This window comes from Pseudomonas ulcerans (genome assembly GCF_036324125.1).
GTDB lineage: Bacteria > Pseudomonadota > Gammaproteobacteria > Pseudomonadales > Pseudomonadaceae > Aquipseudomonas > Aquipseudomonas ulcerans.
Window position 1 is genome coordinate 24095 of sequence record NZ_JAZDQN010000001.1, and the last position, 19973, is coordinate 44067.

The following is a 19973-nucleotide window of genomic DNA, read 5'->3' on the forward strand; positions in this document are numbered from 1 at the left end:
TACACCGTGAGGTCAGAGTCATGAGCCGTTTGTTGTCCGTAGTCGCCCTGGGGGGGGCGGTGTTGCTGGCTGGTTGCGTCGCGCCGACGCCCAAGCCCAACGATCCGTATTACGCGCCTGTGTTGCCGCGTACGCCCCTGCCGGCGGCCGCCAACAACGGTTCGATCTACCAGGCCGGGTTCGAGCAGAACTTCTATAGCGACCGCAAGGCGTTCCGGGTCGGTGACATCATCACCATCACCCTCAACGAGCGGACCCAGGCGAGCAAGAACGCCGGCTCGCAGATCGACAAGGACAGCACCGCCAACATTGGCCTGACCTCGTTGTTCGGTTCCAGCCTGACCACCAACAACCCGATCGGCAGCAACGACCTCAGCCTCAGTGCCGGCTACAGCGGCACCCGCGGCACCAAGGGCGACAGCAAGGCGGCCCAGGGCAACACCCTGACCGGCTCGATCACCGTGACCGTGGCCGAGGTGCTGCCCAACGGCATCATCGCCGTGCGCGGCGAGAAGTGGATGACCCTCAACACCGGTGACGAGCTGGTGCGGATCGCCGGCCTGGTCCGGGCCGACGACATCGCCACCGACAACACCGTGTCGTCGACCCGGGTCGCCGATGCGCGCATCACCTATTCCGGGACCGGGGCCTTTGCCGATGCCAGCCAGCCCGGCTGGTTCGACCGCTTCTTCCTCAGCCCGCTTTTCCCGTTCTAGGTTCGGGTGACCATGTTCAAGTTCAAGCAGTTCGTAGCCACGACCCTCCTGCTGGTCGTGGCGTGCAGCGCCCAGGCCGAGCGCCTGAAGGACATCGCCAGCATTTCCGGCGTGCGCTCCAACCAGTTGATCGGCTACGGCCTGGTGGTGGGGTTGAACGGTACGGGTGACCAGACCACCCAGACCCCGTTCACCCTGCAGACCTTCAACAACATGCTCTCGCAGTTCGGCATCAAGGTGCCGGCGGGCTCGGGCAACGTGCAACTGAAGAACGTCGCCGCGGTATCGGTGCATGCCGACCTGCCGCCGTTCGCCAAGCCGGGCCAGGTGGTGGACATCACCGTCTCGTCCATCGGCAACTCCAAGAGCCTGCGTGGCGGCAGCCTGCTGATGACGCCGATGAAGGGTATCGACGGCAACGTCTACGCCATCGCCCAGGGCAACCTGGTGGTGGGCGGCTTCGACGCCGAGGGTCGCGACGGCTCGAAGATCACCGTCAACGTTCCGTCGGCCGGCCGCATTCCTGGCGGTGCCACCGTCGAACGTGCCGTGCCCAGCGGTTTCAACCAGGGCAACAGCCTGACCCTGAACCTCAACCGTCCGGACTTCACCACCGCCAAGCGCATCGTCGACAAGGTCAACGAACTGCTCGGCCCGGGTGTGGCCCAGGCGGTGGACGGCGGTTCGGTGCGGGTCACCGCGCCCCTCGATCCGGGCCAGCGCGTCGACTACCTGTCGATCCTGGAGAACCTCGAGATCGATCCGGGCCAGGCGGTGGCCAAGGTCATCATCAACTCGCGTACCGGTACCATCGTCATCGGCCAGAACGTCAAGGTCTCGCCGGCGGCGGTGACCCACGGCAGCCTGACCGTGACCATTACCGAAGACCCGATCGTCAGCCAGCCCGGCGCCTTCTCCAACGGCCAGACCGCCGTGGTCCCGCGCTCCCGGGTCAATGCCGAGCAGGAAGCCAAGCCGATGTTCAAGTTCGGCCCGGGCACCACGCTCGACGAGATCGTCCGTGCCGTCAACCAGGTGGGCGCCGCGCCCAGCGACCTGATGGCGATCCTCGAAGCCCTCAAGCAGGCCGGCGCGTTGCAGGCCGACCTGATCGTGATCTGAGGACGCCCGGCCATGGACATGCCCAAGAGCACGATGTTCAGCACCACCGACAGTGGTGCCTACACCGACCTCAATCGCCTCAACTCGCTGAAGGTGGGTGACCGCGACAGCGAGGGCAACCTGCGCAAGGTGGCCCAGGAATTCGAGTCGCTGTTCCTCAACGAGATGCTCAAGTCGGTGCGCTCGGCCACCGACGTGCTGGCCAAGGACAACCCGCTCAACACCGAGACCACCAAGCAGTACCAGTCGATGTACGACCAGCAGCTGGCGGTCAGCCTGTCCCGCGAGGGCGGCGGCATCGGCCTGCAGGACGTGCTGATGCGCCAGTTGTCCAAGCAGAAGGCCAGCGCGCCGAATACCAGCCCGTTCCCGCGGGTCGATACCCAGCAGCGCGCGCTGTGGGCGAGCAAGGTGACGGAGCCGGCACGCAAGGCCGAAGAAACCGCGATCACCCGCAACGATGTGGCCGCCCTCAATTCGCGACGCCTGGCCTTGCCGGGCAAGCTCACCGACCGCCTGTTGGCCGGTATCGTGCCGTCGGCGGACGCTGCCGCAGCCACCACCAACAATGCAGCGATTCCGGCGCGTACCACGGCCATGACCGATGCCGTGGTCAAGGGCGACTGGCAGCCGGCGCAGACCTTCGCCGCCCCGGGCACGACGCGCATCTACGGCCGCGCCGTGGCCCAGCCACCACTGGCACCGGCGAAGAAAGCCTTCGACTCCAGCGACGATTTCGTTGCCACCATGCTGCCGATGGCCGAGCAGGCCGCCAAGCGCATCGGCATCGACCCGCGCTACCTGGTGGCCCAGGCTGCGCTGGAAACCGGCTGGGGCAAATCGGTCATGCGCTCTGCCGATGGCAGCAGCAGCCACAACCTGTTCGGCATCAAGGCCACCGGCAACTGGCAGGGTGATTCGGCGCGGGCGATCACCAGCGAGTTCCGCGACGGCCAGTTCGTCAAGGAAACCGCGGCGTTCCGTTCCTACGATTCCTACCAGGACAGCTTCCACGACCTGGTCAGCCTGTTGCAGAACAACGCGCGCTATCAAGATGCGGTGAAGTCGGCCGATAACCCGGAACAATTCGTGAGAGAGCTGCAAAAGGCCGGGTATGCAACCGACCCGGACTACGCCAGCAAGATCTCGCAGATCGCAAAACAGATGAAGTCGTACGAAAGCTACGCGGCGATCAGCCCAACGACGAAACTATAAGGTTTGAACCATGGCGAGTTTGATCAGCATCGGGATGTCGGGACTCGGGGCCGCCCAGTCGGGCCTGCACACCACAGGTAACAACATTGCCAATGCCGACGTGGCCGGCTATTCGCGCCAGCAGAACGTCCAGACCACGACGGGTTCGGTCCGCTATGGCCAGGTGTTCATCGGCACCGGTACCACCCTGGCCGACGTGCGTCGGGTGTACAACGCCTTCCTCGACAACCAGTTGCAGACCAGCACCTCGCTCAACAGCGACGCCGCGTCGTACCTGAGCCAGATCACCCCGACCGACAACCTGCTGTCCGATGCCAACACCGGCGTCACCGGCGCGCTGAAGAGCTTCTTCACCGCCCTGCAGGGCCTGTCCGCCAAGCCCAACGACGATGCCTCGCGCCAGTTGCTGCTGACCAACGCCGAGTCGCTGGCCAACCGCTTCAACACCATCGCCGCGCAGTTCAAGGAACAGAACAGCAACATCAACGGCAACCTCAAGTCGATGACCGAGCAGGTCAACAACCTGGCCAAGACCGTTGCCCAGCTGAACGACCAGATCGCCAAGGTCGCCGCGGTCAATGGCCAGCCCAATGACCTGATGGACCAGCGCGACGAGACCATCCGCCAGCTCAACGAGCTGGTCGGCGTGCAGACCACCAACCGCAACGGCAACATCGACGTGACCCTGGCCAACGGCCAGTCGCTGGTCCTCGGCACCAGCGTCAATGCCCTGAGCGTGGTCACCAGCACCACCGACCCGAGCCAGGTCTCGATCAAGCTGGCCTACAACAACACCAGCGTCGACGTGACCAACTCCCTCACCGGCGGCGAGATCGGCGGCCTGCTGCGCTACCGCAAGGAAACCCTGATCCCGGCGCAGAACGAGATCGGTCGCCTGGCCCTGGTCCTTGCCGACAAGGTCAACTCCCAGCTGGCCCAGGGCATCGACAAGAACGGCGAGTTCGGCGCGGCCCTGTTCAACGACATCAACAGCGCGATGTCGATGGCCAGTCGCAGCCTGGCCATGAGCGGCAACAGTGCCGGCTCCGGCAATCTCGACGTGGTGATCAAGGACACCAGCCTGCTGAGCACCAGCGACTACCAGGTGACCTTCACCAGTGCCACCAGCTATACCGTGCGCAAGCTGCCGGACAACACCAGCATGGGCAGCTTCGACCTCAACGACGACCCGCAGCCGGTGATCGACGGCTTCAGCCTCAATCTCAATGGCGGCGCGGTCAGTGCCGGCGACAGCTTCAAGATCACCCCGACCCGCAATGGCGCGGCCAACCTCGACGTGGTCATGACCGACTCGAAGAAGCTGGCCATGGCCGCGCCGCTGAGTGCCACCGCCGGCGGCAGCAACAAGGGCACCGGCGTGATCAGCCAGCCGGTGCTGAAGTCGGTGCTGGACATCGCCGACCCGGCCCAGCGCCTGGAGCTGCAGAACGGCATCAAGTACTCGACACCGGTGCGCCTGGTCTTCGGTGACGAGAGCGTGTCCCCGCAGACCTACCAGCTGGTCAACGCCAAGGGTGACCCGATCGGTACTCCCGGCACCTTCATTCCCGGCCAGAGCAACACCCTGCAGTTGAACATCCCGATGGTGGATGCCAACGGTGCGGCGGTGCTCGACGGCAATGGCGTGCAGAAGACCATCGCCGTGCAGATGGATGTCAGTGGCTCGCCGAAGAAGGACGACAGCTACAGCATCGCCCTGACCGGTGCTTCGTCCTCGGACAACCGCAACGGCCTCGGCCTGCTGGAACTGCAGAACAAGCAGACCGTCGACGTCGGCAGCGCCACCAAGGGCGTCAGCCTCACCGACGCCTACGGCAAGCTGGTGGAAAGCGTGGGTGCCAAGACCCAGCAGGCCAAGATGGACAGCGCGGCGACCGAAGCCATCCTGACCCAGGCCAAGGCCTCCCGTGATTCCCTGTCCGGCGTACAGCTGGATGAAGAAGCCGGCAACCTGGTCAAGTACCAGCAGTACTACACCGCCTCGTCGCAGATCATCAAAGCGGCGCAGGAAGTCTTCAATACGCTGATCAGCGCGCTTTAAGGAGTCGTAGACGATGCGTATCTCTACATCCCAGTATTTCGAGACCAGTGCTGCCAACTATCAGCGCAACTATTCCAACGTGGTGAAGAGCGGCGAGGAAGCCAGCGACCTGATCCGCGTGCGCACTGCCGCCGACGATCCGGTGGGCGCCGCGCGCCTGCTGCAGCTCGACCACCAGAGCTCGCTGCTGGAGCAGTACGCCACCAACACCACCTCGGTGCGCAACAGCCTGACCCAGGCCGAAACCGCGTTGAACTCGATCAACACCCTGTTGCAGCGGGTCAACGAGCTGGCCCTGGGCGCGGGCAACGCCACCTTCACCGACACCGAGCGCAAGGCGACCGCCACCGAGCTGGGCAAGCTTGAAGAGCAGCTGCTCAGCCTGATGAACACCCGCGACGAGAACGGGCAGTACCTGTTCTCCGGCTCCAAGGGCGAGACCGAGCCTTTCTCGCGCAATGCCGATGGCACCTACAGCTACAACGGCGACGAGGGCGAGCTGCAGCTGCAGGTCGGCGACATGCTCACCATGGCCGCCAACAACAGTGGCGCCACCGCCTTCCAGCAGGCCCTGAACACCAACCGCACGCAGACCACCCTGACCGCGCCGACCCCGGATGACGGCCGTGTGCGCCTGACCGACGGGCAGATGTCCGCCGCCACGGGCTACAACGACCAGTTCCGCAAGGGCGAGCCGTACACCGTCACGATGCTCAGCAGCACCCAGTTCAAGATTACCGACAGTGCCGGCAACGACGTCACCACCGAGGCGACCAACTCCGGCACCTTCGACCCGGGCACCGTCGGTGGCAGCTCGGTCACCTTCCGCGGTGTCGACCTGCGCCTGAACATCAACCTGCAATCGGGCGACACCAACCCCGACGCCGTGGTTGCCGGTCACAGCTTCACCCTGGAAAGCAAGCCGGACACCATCACCGGCACCCGCAGCCCGGGCAACGCCTCCAGCACCCAGGTCAGTTCGACCCAGGTGGTCGACGCCGACAAGTACGCCAAGGCCTTCCCGTCCGGCGGCGCGGTGATCAAGTTCACCAGCGCCACCGACTTCGAGCTGTACGCCCAGCCACTGGGCCCGGACAGCCGTCCGGTGGCCAACGGCACGCTGACCGGCACGCCACCGACCGCCACCGCGGCCGGCGTGCAGTTCACCTTCAGTGCCGCGCCGGGTGCCAGCGACCAGTACAGCGTGCAGGTCAACAAGCACCAGACGCAGAACATCCTCGACACCGTCAGCAAGCTGCGCCAGACCCTGGAAAAGCCGATCGACGGCAGCGTCGCCGGCCAGCAGCAGCTGCGCGAGGACCTCGACGCGGCAATCTCCAACATCAGCAGCGGGCAGAACCAGTTGGCCTACACCGTCACCTCCATCGGTGCCCGCGGCAAGGCCCTGGACCTCCAGGAACTGGCCAACGAAAGCCTCAGTATCGCCAACTCCACCACCCAGTCGTCGATCCGCGACTCGGATCCGGCCGAGGTGATGACCCGCCTGACCCTGCAGCAGACGATGCTCCAGGCCTCGCAGATGGCCTTCAGCAAGATCAGCCAGCTGAGCCTGTTCAACCGCCTGTAATCCCGTGTTCCCCGCCGTGTCGTCTGGTTGACGCGCGGCGGGTCCATCCGCCATTCCCCACGCTCCAGGCTGTTCCGATTCACCCGAGGGCAGCCTCCGGCCGAGAGTTTTCGTCGTGAATCCAGCGCCTCTTGTCAGTCTCGTCATTCCCGCCAACAACGCGCGCTTCTTCCGTGCGGCGCTGGTCAGTGCCCTGGCCCAGAACTACGAAAACCTCGAGGTCATCGTCTGCGACGAAGGGCGCGACGACGAGATCAAGGCCATCGTCGACGAGCTGGAGCCGCTGGCCCGTTGTCCGCTGTACTACCAGCGCAACCCGCAGCCCCTCGGCCTGCCGCGCAATCTGCTGGCAGGGCTGGAGCTGGCCCGGGGCGACTACGTGCAGTTCCTCTGCGAGGACGACCGCCTGCTCGCTGACGGCGTCAGCAGCGAGATGCGCCTGTTCCTGGCCAACGACGATCTCAGCCTGGTCACCACCCGGCGCAACCTGGTGGACGGCGCCGACTTTTCCCTGTCCCAGCGCCTGGAGAACAGCTGGTTCACCTGGGGCGATACGGTCTACCACGGCAACGACCTGCTGGACTTCTTCGAAAGCAACCCGCTCAACTTCATCGGCGGCCTGAGCAACACCCTGATGCGCGCCAAGGACCTCGGCGAGCTGCTGCCGGCGTTGGTCGAGGCCGGCTTCCACGCGCACATCGACTTTGCGCTGTTCGTCTGCCTGCTGCGCCGGGGCAACCTGGCGGTAACCGCCCAGGTGCAATGCATCGAGCGCATCCACCCGGAGCAACTGCGTCGCCAGGCCAGCCTGCAAGCCGCCCGTGCCACCGAGCTGCAGTGGCTGCGCAACATGTTTGCCGCGCGTCCACCGGCCACCGAGACCTTCTCCGGCTGGGTGCGCATCCATGTGCTGCCGGTGGATGGAAGCAGTGTCCCGCGGACCTGGGAGAACCTGTTCCTGGTCCACGTCCTGCGCAGCCTGCAGGCGATCCAGGAATCCCAGGTGGGCAGTGACAGCGAGACCTTCGCCGACCTCTACGCCAAGTGGCTGGGCTGCCGCCAGGATCCGCTGGTCCTGCGCCGGCTGATGCGCCTGACCGAGCACTGGGACTGGCGTCCGCGGATCGCCGTGGTGGTGATCGACGAGGATGGCGACAGCGCTGCACGCCAGCGCACCCTGGATAGCATCCAGCGTCAATGCTATGGCGCCGCCAGCACCGTGCTGCTGGCGGCCGGGCGCCTGCCTGTCGCGCTGGAAGATCACCTGGTCAGCCGTGCCCTGCAGGACGACTGGGCGCAACAGCTCAATGCACTGCTGCCGGAAATGAACGGCGTCGATTGGTTCTGGCTGGTCCGTGCCGGCGACCGTCTCAGCGAGTTCAGCCTGATGCTGCTGGCCGAGCGTATCGCCAGCCTGTCGGACATTGCCTGCGTCTACGGCGACGAGGGCGGCCTGGATGACGACGAGTCCATCGAGCCGGTGTTCAAGCCGGACTTCAACCTCGACCTGCAACGCGCCTATCCCTTCACCGGGCGGGTGCTGGCGTTCTCCCGCGCGCACTACCTGGCGGCCGGCGGCTTTGCCGAAGGCTACCGCGAGCTGGCGCCCCACGACCTGCTCTGGCGCCTGGTGGAAAGCCATGGCCCGCAGGTCATCGAACATATCCCGGAAGTGCTGGTGGAGTCGGCGTTCGGCTTCGCGGCCTGGGTCTCGTCGCCGGCGGTGGTCGCGGAAAACCCGCGTCTGCTGGATGACCACCTGCGGCGCCTGGGCGTCGATTACCGCCTGGAGAACGAAGCGGGCGGGGCGATCAACCATATTCGCTACGTGCATGCCAGCCAGCCGCTGGTCACCCTGGTGCTGAGCTTCCGCGACCAGGTGGCGGCGCTGGAACGTTGCCTGGAAAGCGTGCTGGGCCGGACCACCTACCCGCACTACGAGGTGCTGGTGATCGACAACGCCAGTGAAGGCGAGGACTCCCGTGCCTGGCTGGCAGCCCTGGCGCAGATGGGTGAGCGCCTGCGGGTGCTCACCCTGGACGAGCAAGCGTCGTTCCCGGCGCAGGTCAACCTCGCCGCGCAGCACGCGCGAGGCGACTACCTGCTGCTGCTCGACACCTTCGCCGTGGTCACCGAGGGCAACTGGCTGGACGAGCTGGTCGCCCAGGGCCAGCGCCGCGAGGTCGGCATGGTCGGCGCCGAGCTGTGCAATGCCCAGGGCCTGGTGATCAATGCCGGTGGCATCCTTGGCTTGCGCGGCGCGGTGTACTCGCCCTTCGTCGGCGAGGCGGTCGATGCGGGTGGCTACATGCAACGCCTGCAGGTGGCACAGAACTACTCCGCGCTGGGGGCCGACTGCCTGCTGATGCGCAAGCAGCTGTACCTGGAACTGGGGGGCTTGAACGAGGGCGCCTTCAGCGCGGCGTTCAGCGATATCGACCTCGGCCTGCGCATGCGCCAGGCGGGCTACCTCAGCGTGTGGACGCCGCGGGCGCGGCTGGTGCTGGACCGTCTTCCGGGGCCGGCGGTGACGCCGGAGAAGGAGGCTGAGCGCCAGCAGGTCCTTGCCCTCCAGCACGAGACCTTCCAGCAGGCCTGGATGCCGCTGATTGCCCGCGACCCGTCCTACAACCCCAACCTGGCCCTCAAGGAATCGGCGTTCCGTCTCGATCCGGGGCTCAAGGAGGGCTGGCTGCCGTTCCTCGGTCGCTCGCTGCCCCATGTCCTGGCCTTGCCGATGAACAAGTCCGCGGTGGGCCACTACCGGGTGATCAAGCCGCTGACCGAGCTGGAAGCGGCGGGCTGGGTGACCCAGCAGCAGTATTTCGAGATCCCCAGCAACGTCGAGTTGGCGCGCAGCGCGCCGGACGTGGCGATTCTCCAGGGTCGCTACACCGAAGGCTTCATCAAGGAAATCGAGCGGCTGAAGACCTATTCCAAGGGCTTCGTCATCTACGAACTGGACGACTACGTGATCAAGGTGCCGAAGAAGAATGGCCACCTCAAGCACACTCCCCGTGACCTCGAAGGCTCGCTGCGCCGCGGCATCGCCCGTTGCGACCGTCTCGTGGTGTCCACCGAGCCGCTGGCCGATGCCCTGAGCGACACCCACCACGACATCCGCGTTTTGCCCAACATGCTCGCCGAAGAACTCTGGGTCGGCCGCCGTGCTCAGCGCCGCACGTCGCGCAAGCCGCGGGTCGGCTGGGGCGGGGGCACCAGCCACACTGGCGATCTGGAAGTGATCGCCGAGGTGATCAAGACCCTGGCCCATGAAGTGGAGTGGATCTTCTTCGGCATGTGCCCGCCGGCACTGCTTCCGTACATCCACGAATTCCATGCGCCGGTGGGCCTGGGTGCCTATCCGGCCAAGCTGTCCAGCCTCAACCTGGACCTCGCGCTGGCGCCTCTGGAGTTCCATATCTTCAACGACTGCAAGAGCAACCTGCGGCTGCTGGAGTACGGCGCGTGCGGCTATCCGGTGATCGTCACCGACACCGCCGCCTACCGCGGCTACCTGCCTTGCACGCGGATCAAGACCAACTCCACCGAGGAATGGTTGGAGGCGATCCGCATGCACCTGGCCGACCCCGAGGCCAGCTACCGCATGGGCGACCAGCTGCATGACGAGGTGATGCGCAACTATGTGCTGCGGCCGGAGCATGTGCAGGTCTGGTATGACGGGTGGATGCCGAGCTGATTGTTGCGCCGGTGATGGCTTCATTGCTGGCAAGACACTTCTCATAGAACACCGCATAACTCATTGAGTCAGCGGGGACTTGTGGGAGCGGGTTCACCCGCGATTACGATGGTTGCATCACCGACGCAATCGCGGGTGAACCCGCTCCCACAGTGTCCGCGTCGCTCTTCAGACCTGTTCTCTGCGTTTCGCTTGACCGAGATGTGCACTCGATGAGGCCATCAGCAGTCAGCAAATCTGGCGCGTTTCCTGCAAGTCCCCCTCCCATCGCCATAAATCCCGCACCTGCGCGATTTATCAGGACGGCCCGCCCCGCGCGGGCCCTGTGACGTACGAGAGGGAAGGACATGAAGGCAGTAATCCTGGCCGGTGGACTGGGCACTCGCATCAGCGAAGAGTCGCACCTCAAGCCCAAGCCCATGATCGAGATCGGCGGGAAGCCAATTCTCTGGCACATCATGAAGCAGTACTCGGCCCACGGCATCCATGACTTCGTGATCTGCCTCGGCTACAAGGGCTACGCGATCAAGGACTTCTTCGCCAACTACTTCCTGCACACCTCCGACGTCACCTTCGACATGCGCGCCAACCGCATGGACGTGCACCAGAACTACAGCGAGCCATGGCGCGTGACCCTGGTCGACACCGGCGAGGAAACCATGACCGGCGGCCGCCTGCGCCGTGCCGCACGCTACCTGGAAGACGAAAAGGCCTTCTGCTTCACCTACGGCGATGGCGTCTCCGACCTGAACATCGGTGCCCTGGTGGACTTCCACCTGCAACACGGCAAGCTCGCCACCGTTACCGCCGTGCAACCGCCGGGACGCTACGGTGCGCTGGAACGCGACGGCGACAGCGTGCGCGGTTTCGTCGAGAAACCCCGGGGCGACGGCGGCTGGATCAATGGCGGTTTCTTCGTGCTCTCGCCGAAGGTGCTGTCCTACATCGCCGACGACCACACCTCCTGGGAATCCGAACCTCTCGCGCAACTGGCCGCCGAAGACCAGTTGCAGGCGTTCCAGCACGATGGCTTCTGGCATCCGATGGATACCCTGCGTGACAAGAACCTTCTCGAACACCTGTGGCAGAGCGGGGAGGCCCCATGGAAACAGTGGGCCTGAACGCCGAATTCTGGCAGGGCAAGCGCGTCCTGCTGACCGGCCACACCGGCTTCAAGGGCAGCTGGCTGGCGCTGTGGCTGCGTGAACTGGGGGCCGAGGTCACTGGCTTCGCCCTCGATCCGCTGGAAGGGCCGAACCTCTACGAGCTGGCCCAGGTCGGTCGCGACATCCGCGACGTGCGCGGTGACCTGCGCGACCTCGGCGCGCTGCTCGAAGCCGTGGCCGAGGCGCAGCCGGAAATCGTCCTGCACCTGGCGGCGCAACCGCTGGTACGCGAGGCCTACCGGGACCCGCTGGGCACCTATTCCAGCAACGTCATGGGCACCCTCAACCTGCTCGAAGCGATCCGCCAGGTCGGCGGCGTGCGCTCGGTGGTGCTGGTCACCACCGACAAGGTCTACGCCAACCAGGAATGGCCGTGGCCCTATCGCGAGAACGAAGCGCTGGGCGGCCACGATCCGTACAGCAGCAGCAAGGCCTGCTGCGAGTTGCTGGCGCAGTCCTACACGGCGTCGTTCTTCGCCCCTGAGAAGCATGCCGAGCACGGCCTGGCCCTGGCTACCGCACGCGCCGGCAACGTCCTCGGCGGTGGCGACTTCGCCGCCGAGCGGCTGATTCCCGACGTGCTCAAGGCCTGGGATGCCGGGCATCCGGTGACCCTGCGTTATCCACAGGCGGTGCGCCCGTGGCAGCACGCCCTGGAGCCGCTGGCCGGCTACCTGCTGCTGGCCCATCGGCTCTACACCCAGGGCCCGGAGTTCTCCGGGGCGTGGAACTTCGGCCCGAACGAAGGCGACATGTGCAGCGTCGGCGAGGTGGTCGCCCACCTCTCGCGGCAATGGCCGGACTCGCCGGGTATCCGTGTCGAACCGAGCGAACTGCATGAGGCCGGCGTGCTGCGCCTGGACAGCGGCCGCGCGCGGCAACTGCTCGGATGGCGTACCCGCTGGTCGCTGCGCGAATGCCTGGAGCACACCCTGCAATGGCACCTGGCGTGGAAGCGCGGTGGCGACCTGCGCGCCGTCACCCTCGACCAGCTCAACCTGTACGCGGAGCTGTCGTGAGCGACCTGCAACTGCATGCCTTGCCGCTCGCCGGGTTGTATAGCGTCGAGCACAAGCGCCATGGCGATGCCCGTGGCCAGTTTTCCCGGCTGTTCTGCGAAGGCAGCCTGGAAGGGCTGGGTACGCCGTTCCATATCCGCCAGATCAACCATTCGCGAACCGTCGGCCAGGGCTCGGTGCGCGGCCTGCACTACCAGCAGGGTGACCAGCCGGAAGCCAAGCTGATCACCTGCCTGCGCGGCGCGGTATGGGATGTGGCGGTGGACCTGCGCCAGGGCTCGCCGACCTTCCTGCAGTGGCACGCCGAGCGCCTGGAAGCCGGCGACGGTCGCAGCCTGTTGATCCCGGCTGGTTTCGCCCACGGCTTCCAGGTGCTTGGCGAAGAAGCCGAGCTGCTCTACCTGCACAGCGCCGACTATGCGCCGGGCCGCGAGGGCGGCTTGTCGGTGCACGACCCGCGCCTGGCGATCGCCTGGCCGCTGCCTGTCAAGAATCTGTCGGCCCGGGATGAAGCCCATCCCTGGCTGGATCACCTTTTCACCGGAGTGCCTGCATGAATTGCCGTGGCTGTGGCGCAGCGCTGAACCTGCCCTTGATCGACCTTGGCACCGCGCCGCCTTCCAACGCCTACCTGCGCGCCGAACAGCTGGCCCAGGCCGAGGCCTGGGTGCCGCTGAAAGTCGGCGTGTGCCAGCAGTGCTGGCTGGTGCAGACCGAGGACTACACCCGCGCTGACGCGCTGTTCGATGCCGACTACGCCTATTTCAGCTCCTACTCCAGTTCCTGGCTGGCCCATGCCCGCCAGTACGTCGAGGACATGAGCGCGCGCTTCGGCCTCGGTGCCGCGAGCCGGGTGGTGGAGATCGCTGCCAACGACGGCTATCTGCTGCAGTACGTCGCCGCTCGCGGCATCCCTTGCCTGGGCGTCGAGCCGACCCGCAGCACCGCCCTGGCAGCGCGGGAAAAGGGCCTGGAGATCCGCGAGGTGTTCTTCGGCCAGGACAGCGCCCGGGCGCTGGTGGAGGAGGGCTGGGCTGCCGACCTGATGGCGGCCAACAATGTCCTCGCCCATGTTCCGGACATCAACGATTTCCTCCGCGGTTTCGCCACCCTGCTGAAGCCGGCGGGCGTCGCCACCTTCGAGTTCCCGCACCTGCTCAGCCTGATGGCCGAGCACCAGTTCGACACCCTGTACCACGAGCACTATTCCTACCTGTCGCTGACCGCCGTGCGCATCTTGTGCCAGCGCAATGGCCTGGAGATCTTCGATGTCCAGGAGCTGCCGACCCATGGCGGCTCGCTGCGGGTCTTCGTGCAGCGGGCGGGTGGTCCGCAGGGCGTGTTGCCGGCCGTGCAGGCGTTGCTGGAAGTGGAAGACAACGTCGGCGTGACCAGCGCGGACTTCTACTCGACCCTGGCCCCGGCCGCCGAACGCATCAAGCACCAGCTGCTGCGCTTCCTGCTCCAGGCCAAGGCCGAGGGCAAGCGCGTGGTCGGCTATGGCGCCGCGGCGAAGGGCAACACCCTGCTCAACTACGCCGGCGTGCGCGGTGATCTGCTGGCGTGGGTCGCCGACGCCAACCCGCACAAGCAGGGCAAGTTCCTGCCGGGCAGCCGCATCCCGGTGGTGGCGCCGGAGCGGCTGGCCATAGAGCAGCCGGACTACGTGCTGGTGCTGCCGTGGAACCTGCTCAAGGAAGTCAGCGAGCAACAGGCGCTGGTGCGCGAGTGGGGCGGCCGCTTCGTGATTGCCGTGCCAGAGCTGACCGTCCTGTGATGAAGGTATTGCTCACCGGCGCCAGCGGCTTCGTTGGCCAGCACCTGGTCGCCGCCCTGTTGGCGCGGGGTTGCCAGGTGCGCGCGGTGGCCCGCCGTGAGGAGCCCGCGCGGGCCTTGCCCTGGTTCGACCAGGTCGAGTTCGTCGGCGCCGATATCCACAGCCCGGAGACCGATGTCGCCGCCCTGTGCGAAGGCGTCGATGCGCTGGTCCACCTGGCCTGGCCGGGATTGCCCAACTATCAGGGGCTGTTCCACTTCGAACACAACCTGATGGCCGACTACGCCTTCATCAAGCGCGCGGTCGAGGCCGGAGTCGGGCAGGTGCAAGTCACCGGCACCTGCTTCGAATACGGCCTGCAAAGCGGTGCGCTGGACGAGGCGATCGAATGCCGTCCGGACAATGCCTATGGGTTGGCCAAGCACAGCCTGCATCTGTTCCTCGCTCGCCTGCGCCAGCAATTGCCGTTCACCCTGCAATGGGCGCGGCTGTTCTACCTGCATGGCCGCGGCCAGAACCCCAACAGCGTGCTGGCGGCGCTGGACCGGGCGATCGATGGCGCAGAGCCGCGCTTCGACATGTCCGGTGGCGAACAACTGCGTGACTTCCTGCCGATCGAAACGGCGGCCGCGCATCTGGCCGACCTGCTCTTGCACCGCGATTTCAGCGGCGTGGTCAACGTTTGCAGCGGCCAGCCGATATCGGTACGCAGCCTGGTGGAACGTCACTGCGCCGCGCGGGGCTCGCGGATCGCCTTGAACCTCGGTCACTACCCTTATCCGACGCACGAACCCATGGCCTTCTGGGGTGACGCCCGCCGCCTGTGGGCCTTGCTGGGAGCAGAACATGAAGCATGAGTTGTACCGCGCCAGCGACCTGCCGGTGTTGCAGAACCGCACCTTCGCCGATGCCGCCAGCGCCCGCGCCAGTGCCAGCGCCGACATGCGCCTGGTCCAGGACCTGGGCACGGGCCTGGTGTTCAACGACGCCTTCGACGCCGACAAGCTCAGCTACGACAGCGACTACCAGAACGAGCAGGCCCACTCCGGGCAGTTCCAGCGCCACCTGAATGATGTCGAGGCCATCGTCGCCCGGCATTTCAGTGGGCGAAGCCTGATCGAAGTGGGCTGTGGCAAGGGCTATTTCCTCGAACTGCTGCGCGAGCGTGGCTACGCGGTGACCGGTATCGATCCGGCCTACGAAGGCGACAACGCCGAAGTGATCAAGGCGCCGTTCACCCCCGAACTGGACCTGCGCGCCGACGCCATCGTCCTGCGCCATGTGCTGGAGCACATCGCCGACCCGGTGAGCTTCCTCCACGAGATCGCCCGGGCCAACGGCAACCGCGGCCTGATCTACATCGAGGTGCCGTGTCTGGACTGGATCATCGAGCACAAGGCCTGGTTCGACCTGTTCTACGAGCACGTCAACTACTTCCGCCTGGCCGACCTGCAGCGCCTGTTCGGCCGCGTGCTGGAGGCCGGGCGCCTGTTCGGCGAGCAGTACCTGTACGTGGTCGCCGACCTGGCCAGCCTGCGCCGACCCGATGCGGGCGACGTGGCGCCGCTGCGCCTGCCGGATGACTTCAGCGCCAGCCTGGATCGCGCGGTGGCCATCGTCCGCCGCGACGGCGACAAGGGCTCGGCGATCTGGGGGGCCTCGTCCAAGGGCGTGATCTATTCGCTGTTCCTGCAACGCGCCGGGGTGGCGGTCGACCAGGTGGTCGACATCAACCCGGCCAAGCAGGGCCGTTACCTGCCGCTCAGCGGCGCGCGGGTGTCGTCGCCGCAGGAGGCCATGGCCGCCTTGCCCGATGGCGCCAACCTGTTCGTGATGAATTCCAACTACCTCGACGAAATCCGCCGCATGACCGCCGACCGCTTCACCTACCACGCCGTCGACAGCGCCGCATTTCAATGACTTCCCAGAGAGACAGCACCATGACCGACGTTATCAAAGCCTTCGAAGCCGAATGCGCTGCCGGTATCCAAGCCCAGGGCGCGGACGAGCAGCTCAAGGGCCTGGCCCGGGACTTCTTCAACGAGTCGGCCAAGCACAAGTACAGCTACCACTTCTCGTGGATGGGCCGGCCGATCATCCAGCTGCCCCAGGACATGCTGGCGATGCAGGAGATCATCTGGCGGGTCAAGCCAGACCTGATCATCGAGTGCGGCATCGCCCACGGCGGTTCGATCATCTACTACGCCTCGCTGCTGGAGCTGCAAGGCCATGGCGAGGTGCTGGGCATCGACCTGGACATCCGCCCGCACAACCGCGAAGCCATCGAAAGCCATCAGATGGCCAAGCGCATCTCGATGATCGAGGGTTCGAGCATCGACCCGGCGGTGGTCGCCCAGGTGCGCGCGCTGGCCGAGGGCAAGAAGGTCATCCTGGTGCTGGACTCCAACCACACCCACGAGCACGTCCTCGAAGAGCTGCGTGCCTATGCGCCGCTGGTGGCGGTGGACAGCTACTGCGTGGTGATGGACACCGTGGTCGAGGACATGCCGCCGGAGTTCTTCCCGGACCGTCCATGGGGCCCGGGCGACAACCCGAAGACTGCGGTCTGGGCCTACCTCAAGGAAAACAGCGATTTCGAGATCGACCAGCAGATGCAGGACAAGCTGCTCATCAGCGTCGCTCCGGATGGTTACCTGCGCCGGGTGCGCTGAAGCCGTTCGCTCAATGATCACCGCCGATTCCCGTCAGGTACCGCCATGCCAATTTCTTCCCTGCACGACCAGTTCACCCTGGTCCTGCTGACTCACAAACGCCCGTCGTTCCTGCGTCGTGCCCTGCAGTACTACAAGGATTTCCAGGGCCGGATCCTGGTGCTGGATTCCTCGCTGCAGCCGGCCGAGGGGATCGCCAGCCGCTTCCCGAAGGTCGACTACCGCCACCTGCCGCAGTTCGACTACATGGGCTTCCAGGCCAAGATCACCCATGGCCTGGGCCTGGTGCAGACCCCGTACATGGCCCTGGTGGCGGACGACGACTTCGTCCTGCCCGGCGCCATCGTCGAGTCGCTGGAGTTCCTGGATGCCCATCCGGACTACGGCATGTGCCACGGCTACAACCTGATGTACCTGGCCACCGGACGGCACATCAACTACTACCGCCGCGACAAGAAGCTCGATCGGGAAGACTTCGCCAGCGACGATCCGCGCCAGCGCGTGCTCGATTTCCTCTACGCCTACATCCCGCCTTTCTACGCGGTGACCCGCACTGCGCTGCTGCAGGACTGGGCCCGGCAGATCCCGGCGAACATGCGCTTCGAATGGCTGGAGGTCAGTCATGTGTACTTCCTCCTGGCCAGCGCCAAGGCGCGCATGCTGCCGATTCCCTACGTGGTGCGCGAAGCCAACTACGGCGCTTCCGAGCACAAGACCGAAGTGACCTACGCCCTGGCCTTGCCGGACCCTGAGTCGGTGGCCAGTCGCGAGGCGTTCACCGATGTCCTGGCGGGCCTGGACACGCCGCTCAAGGGCGAAGGCGAGGAACTGCGGGCGTTCGTGCGGCAGAGCTTCGCGATGATGTACGAAGGCCTGGCGGAAAAGCGTTCGCTGACCATCGAGCAGCTCTTCTACTCCCTGGTCCAGGGCGCCGATGTTCCAGCGAAGCGCGGGTTCCTGCCCACCCAGTACGTCGAACTGCCGTTCTACAACAAGGCGTTCTTCGATCGCCTCGACGAGATCGAGTTTCACCTGCACGCCATGCCGGCCGGCCGTGTGCAACTGGAGGAACTGGAGGCGATCTGGCTGAAGCAGGAGCGCTTGCTGGTGGTCCAGGTCGATGACAACCCGTTCAGCCAGCTCGCCCGCGCGCGCGAAGCGCTGCAGGCGGCGCCCTACAACCTCACGGTGGTCAAGCGCCTGGTCGAGTTGCTGGACCAGGAAGGTGAAACCGAAGAAGCAGGCAAGCTGCGCGACTGGGCCCGGCGCCTGGAAGCCGTGCAAAGCGATGGCGGCCGCGCGCTGCTGGCTGCGCAACCCTCCGGCCGTCTGCTCGACTGGCTGGAAGCGCGCCAGCCCGACGCGGCCAGCCGCACGGCCATCGCCAGCCATCTCGACAAGCACCAGGGCGGTCCGCAGATCGGCATCCTCCTGCTCAACCTGGAGCACGACGAAGCGAAGCTGCAAGCCACCTTCGACAGCCTGCTCGGTGGCGTCAGCCGCGCCTTCCGCGTCGTGGTCTTCACCACCGGCGCGCTGCCGGCCGCGACCAGCCTGCAGCAGACCCTGCATTTCGTCCGCGTGAGCAAGGACGACTATGTCGACAAGCTCAACCAGGTCGCGCGCCAGATGGACTGCGACTGGCTGATGCTGGCCGAGGCCGGCGACGAGTTCACCGGCACTGGCCTCGTCCGCGCTGGCCTGGAACTGCTCGACGCGCCGGACTGCCGCGCGGTGGCGGTGGACGAGATCCAGGTGCTGGCCGGTGCCTGGCGTGAAGTCCTGCGCCCGGGGATCAACCTTGACCTGCTGCAAAGCCTGCCGGCGCTGATGGCGCGTCACTGGCTGGTGCGCCGCGAGGTGCTGGTGGAAGCGGGTGGCTATGCCGGCGAGTTCAGCGACGCGCTGGAATACGACCTGCTTCTGCGCCTGATCGAGAAGGGTGGCCTGAATGGCCTGGCGCACCTCGACGAGCCGCTGCTGATCAGCCGCTCGCCACAGCCCGAGCACAACGAACACGCGCGCCTGGCCCTGGCCCGGCACCTGTCCGCACGAGGCTACAAGGCCCAGGTCAGCTCGGCGGAGCAGGGTGGCCTGCGCATCGACTACCGCCATCTGGAGCGTCCGCAGGTGTCGATCATCCTGCGCAGCGAGGACAACCAGGAAGTCCTGCAGCGCTGCCTGGAAAGCATCCTCCAGCGCACCCGCTACACGCGCTACGAAGTGCTGATCGCCGACAACGCCAGCCAGTCGCCGCAGCACCTGCAGTGGCTGGAGCAACTGCAGAAGCTCGGCGGTCGCGTGCGCATCCTGCAAAGCCCGCAGCGCCTGAGCCCTGCAGCCCTGGTCAACGCCGCCAGCGCCGAAGCCGGCGGCGAGTACCTGGTCCTGCTGGACGCCGAGGCGGAAATCGTCAACGCCAACTGGCTGGAACTGTTGCTCAACCAGGCCCAGCGCCCGGAAGTCGGCGTGGTCGGGGCCAAGCTGGTGGACGCGGAGGGCACCCTCACCCAGGGCGGCCTGATGCTCGGCGCCGCAGGTGTGCTGGCGGCCCATGTCGGTCTCGCCAAGGACGATACCGGCTACCTCGGCCAGGCCGGGGTGGAGCAGAACTACCCGGCGGTCTCGGGCGTCTGCCTGATGGTCCGCGGCGAGGTGTTCCGTGCCTTGGGCGGGCTGGACGAAGAGGTGTTCGCCAAGAGCTACGCCGATGTCGACCTGTGCCTGAAGGTTGCCGACGCCGGCCTGCTGACCGTGTGGACGCCGCAGGTGCAGGTGATCCACCCGGGCCGCCTGCCGGACGACGCTGCCGCGCTGGCGGCCCTGCGCGGCAAGTGGTCGGCGCTGTGGTCGAGCGCCGCCCATGGTCGCAGCCTCGACCCGGCGCGGGCCGGGTTCGACTGGAAAGCCCTGATCGGCTGACGCCGATGGTGTGG

At 66.1% G+C, this 19973-nt stretch carries 14 protein-coding genes; all 14 read left to right on the top strand.

Features of this window, described 5'->3' with window-relative positions; all coding sequences use genetic code 11:
- Positions 1-20: 20 nt before the first annotated feature.
- Entirely contained in the window at positions 21-716 is a 696-nt protein-coding gene (gene flgH / locus V0R59_RS00130) for a flagellar basal body L-ring protein FlgH (protein ID WP_330077984.1), read from the top strand.
- A 12-nt stretch (positions 717-728) separates the two neighbouring features.
- Complete coding sequence (locus V0R59_RS00135) at positions 729-1838, top strand: flagellar basal body P-ring protein FlgI (RefSeq protein WP_330077985.1); 1110 nt, start codon at positions 729-731, stop codon at positions 1836-1838.
- Positions 1839-1850: 12 nt separating this feature from the next.
- Positions 1851-3053 (top strand): flagellar assembly peptidoglycan hydrolase FlgJ, encoded by a 1203-nt coding sequence (flgJ, locus tag V0R59_RS00140; protein WP_330077986.1) that lies wholly within the window; start codon positions 1851-1853, stop codon positions 3051-3053.
- A gap of 10 nt (positions 3054-3063) precedes the next feature.
- Positions 3064-5115 carry a flagellar hook-associated protein FlgK gene (gene flgK / locus V0R59_RS00145; RefSeq protein ID WP_330077987.1) on the top strand — a complete coding sequence of 684 codons (2052 nt, stop codon included), beginning with the start codon at positions 3064-3066 and terminating at the stop codon, positions 5113-5115.
- Between the two features lie 13 nt (positions 5116-5128).
- Entirely contained in the window at positions 5129-6703 is a 1575-nt protein-coding gene (locus V0R59_RS00150; protein WP_330077988.1) for a flagellar hook-associated protein 3, read from the top strand.
- A gap of 115 nt (positions 6704-6818) precedes the next feature.
- Complete coding sequence (locus tag V0R59_RS00155) at positions 6819-10403, top strand: glycosyltransferase (RefSeq protein ID WP_330077989.1); 3585 nt, start codon at positions 6819-6821, stop codon at positions 10401-10403.
- A gap of 347 nt (positions 10404-10750) precedes the next feature.
- Complete coding sequence (gene rfbF, locus V0R59_RS00160) at positions 10751-11524, top strand: glucose-1-phosphate cytidylyltransferase (protein WP_330076865.1); 774 nt, start codon at positions 10751-10753, stop codon at positions 11522-11524.
- Positions 11506-12588 carry a CDP-glucose 4,6-dehydratase gene (rfbG, locus tag V0R59_RS00165; RefSeq protein ID WP_330076866.1) on the top strand — a complete coding sequence of 361 codons (1083 nt, stop codon included), beginning with the start codon at positions 11506-11508 and terminating at the stop codon, positions 12586-12588. Before rfbF ends, rfbG begins: the two co-directional genes overlap by 19 nt.
- The gene (locus V0R59_RS00170; RefSeq protein ID WP_330076867.1) at positions 12585-13145 is read left to right on the top strand and encodes a dTDP-4-dehydrorhamnose 3,5-epimerase family protein; all 561 of its coding nucleotides are present in this window, start codon (positions 12585-12587) and stop codon (positions 13143-13145) included. The genes rfbG and V0R59_RS00170 overlap by 4 nt, the downstream gene beginning before the upstream one ends.
- Positions 13142-14365 carry a class I SAM-dependent methyltransferase gene (locus tag V0R59_RS00175; RefSeq protein WP_330076868.1) on the top strand — a complete coding sequence of 408 codons (1224 nt, stop codon included), beginning with the start codon at positions 13142-13144 and terminating at the stop codon, positions 14363-14365. Before V0R59_RS00170 ends, V0R59_RS00175 begins: the two co-directional genes overlap by 4 nt.
- Positions 14365-15222, top strand: a complete 858-nt coding sequence (locus V0R59_RS00180) for an NAD-dependent epimerase/dehydratase family protein (protein ID WP_330076869.1) — start codon at positions 14365-14367, stop codon at positions 15220-15222. The genes V0R59_RS00175 and V0R59_RS00180 overlap by 1 nt, the downstream gene beginning before the upstream one ends.
- Complete coding sequence (locus V0R59_RS00185; protein ID WP_330076870.1) at positions 15212-16285, top strand: class I SAM-dependent methyltransferase; 1074 nt, start codon at positions 15212-15214, stop codon at positions 16283-16285. The genes V0R59_RS00180 and V0R59_RS00185 overlap by 11 nt, the downstream gene beginning before the upstream one ends.
- 20 nt (positions 16286-16305) lie before the next feature.
- Entirely contained in the window at positions 16306-17037 is a 732-nt protein-coding gene (locus V0R59_RS00190; RefSeq protein WP_330076871.1) for a cephalosporin hydroxylase family protein, read from the top strand.
- A 45-nt stretch (positions 17038-17082) separates the two neighbouring features.
- Positions 17083-19959 (top strand): TIGR00180 family glycosyltransferase, encoded by a 2877-nt coding sequence (locus V0R59_RS00195; RefSeq protein ID WP_330076872.1) that lies wholly within the window; start codon positions 17083-17085, stop codon positions 19957-19959.
- Positions 19960-19973: the final 14 nt, after the last annotated feature.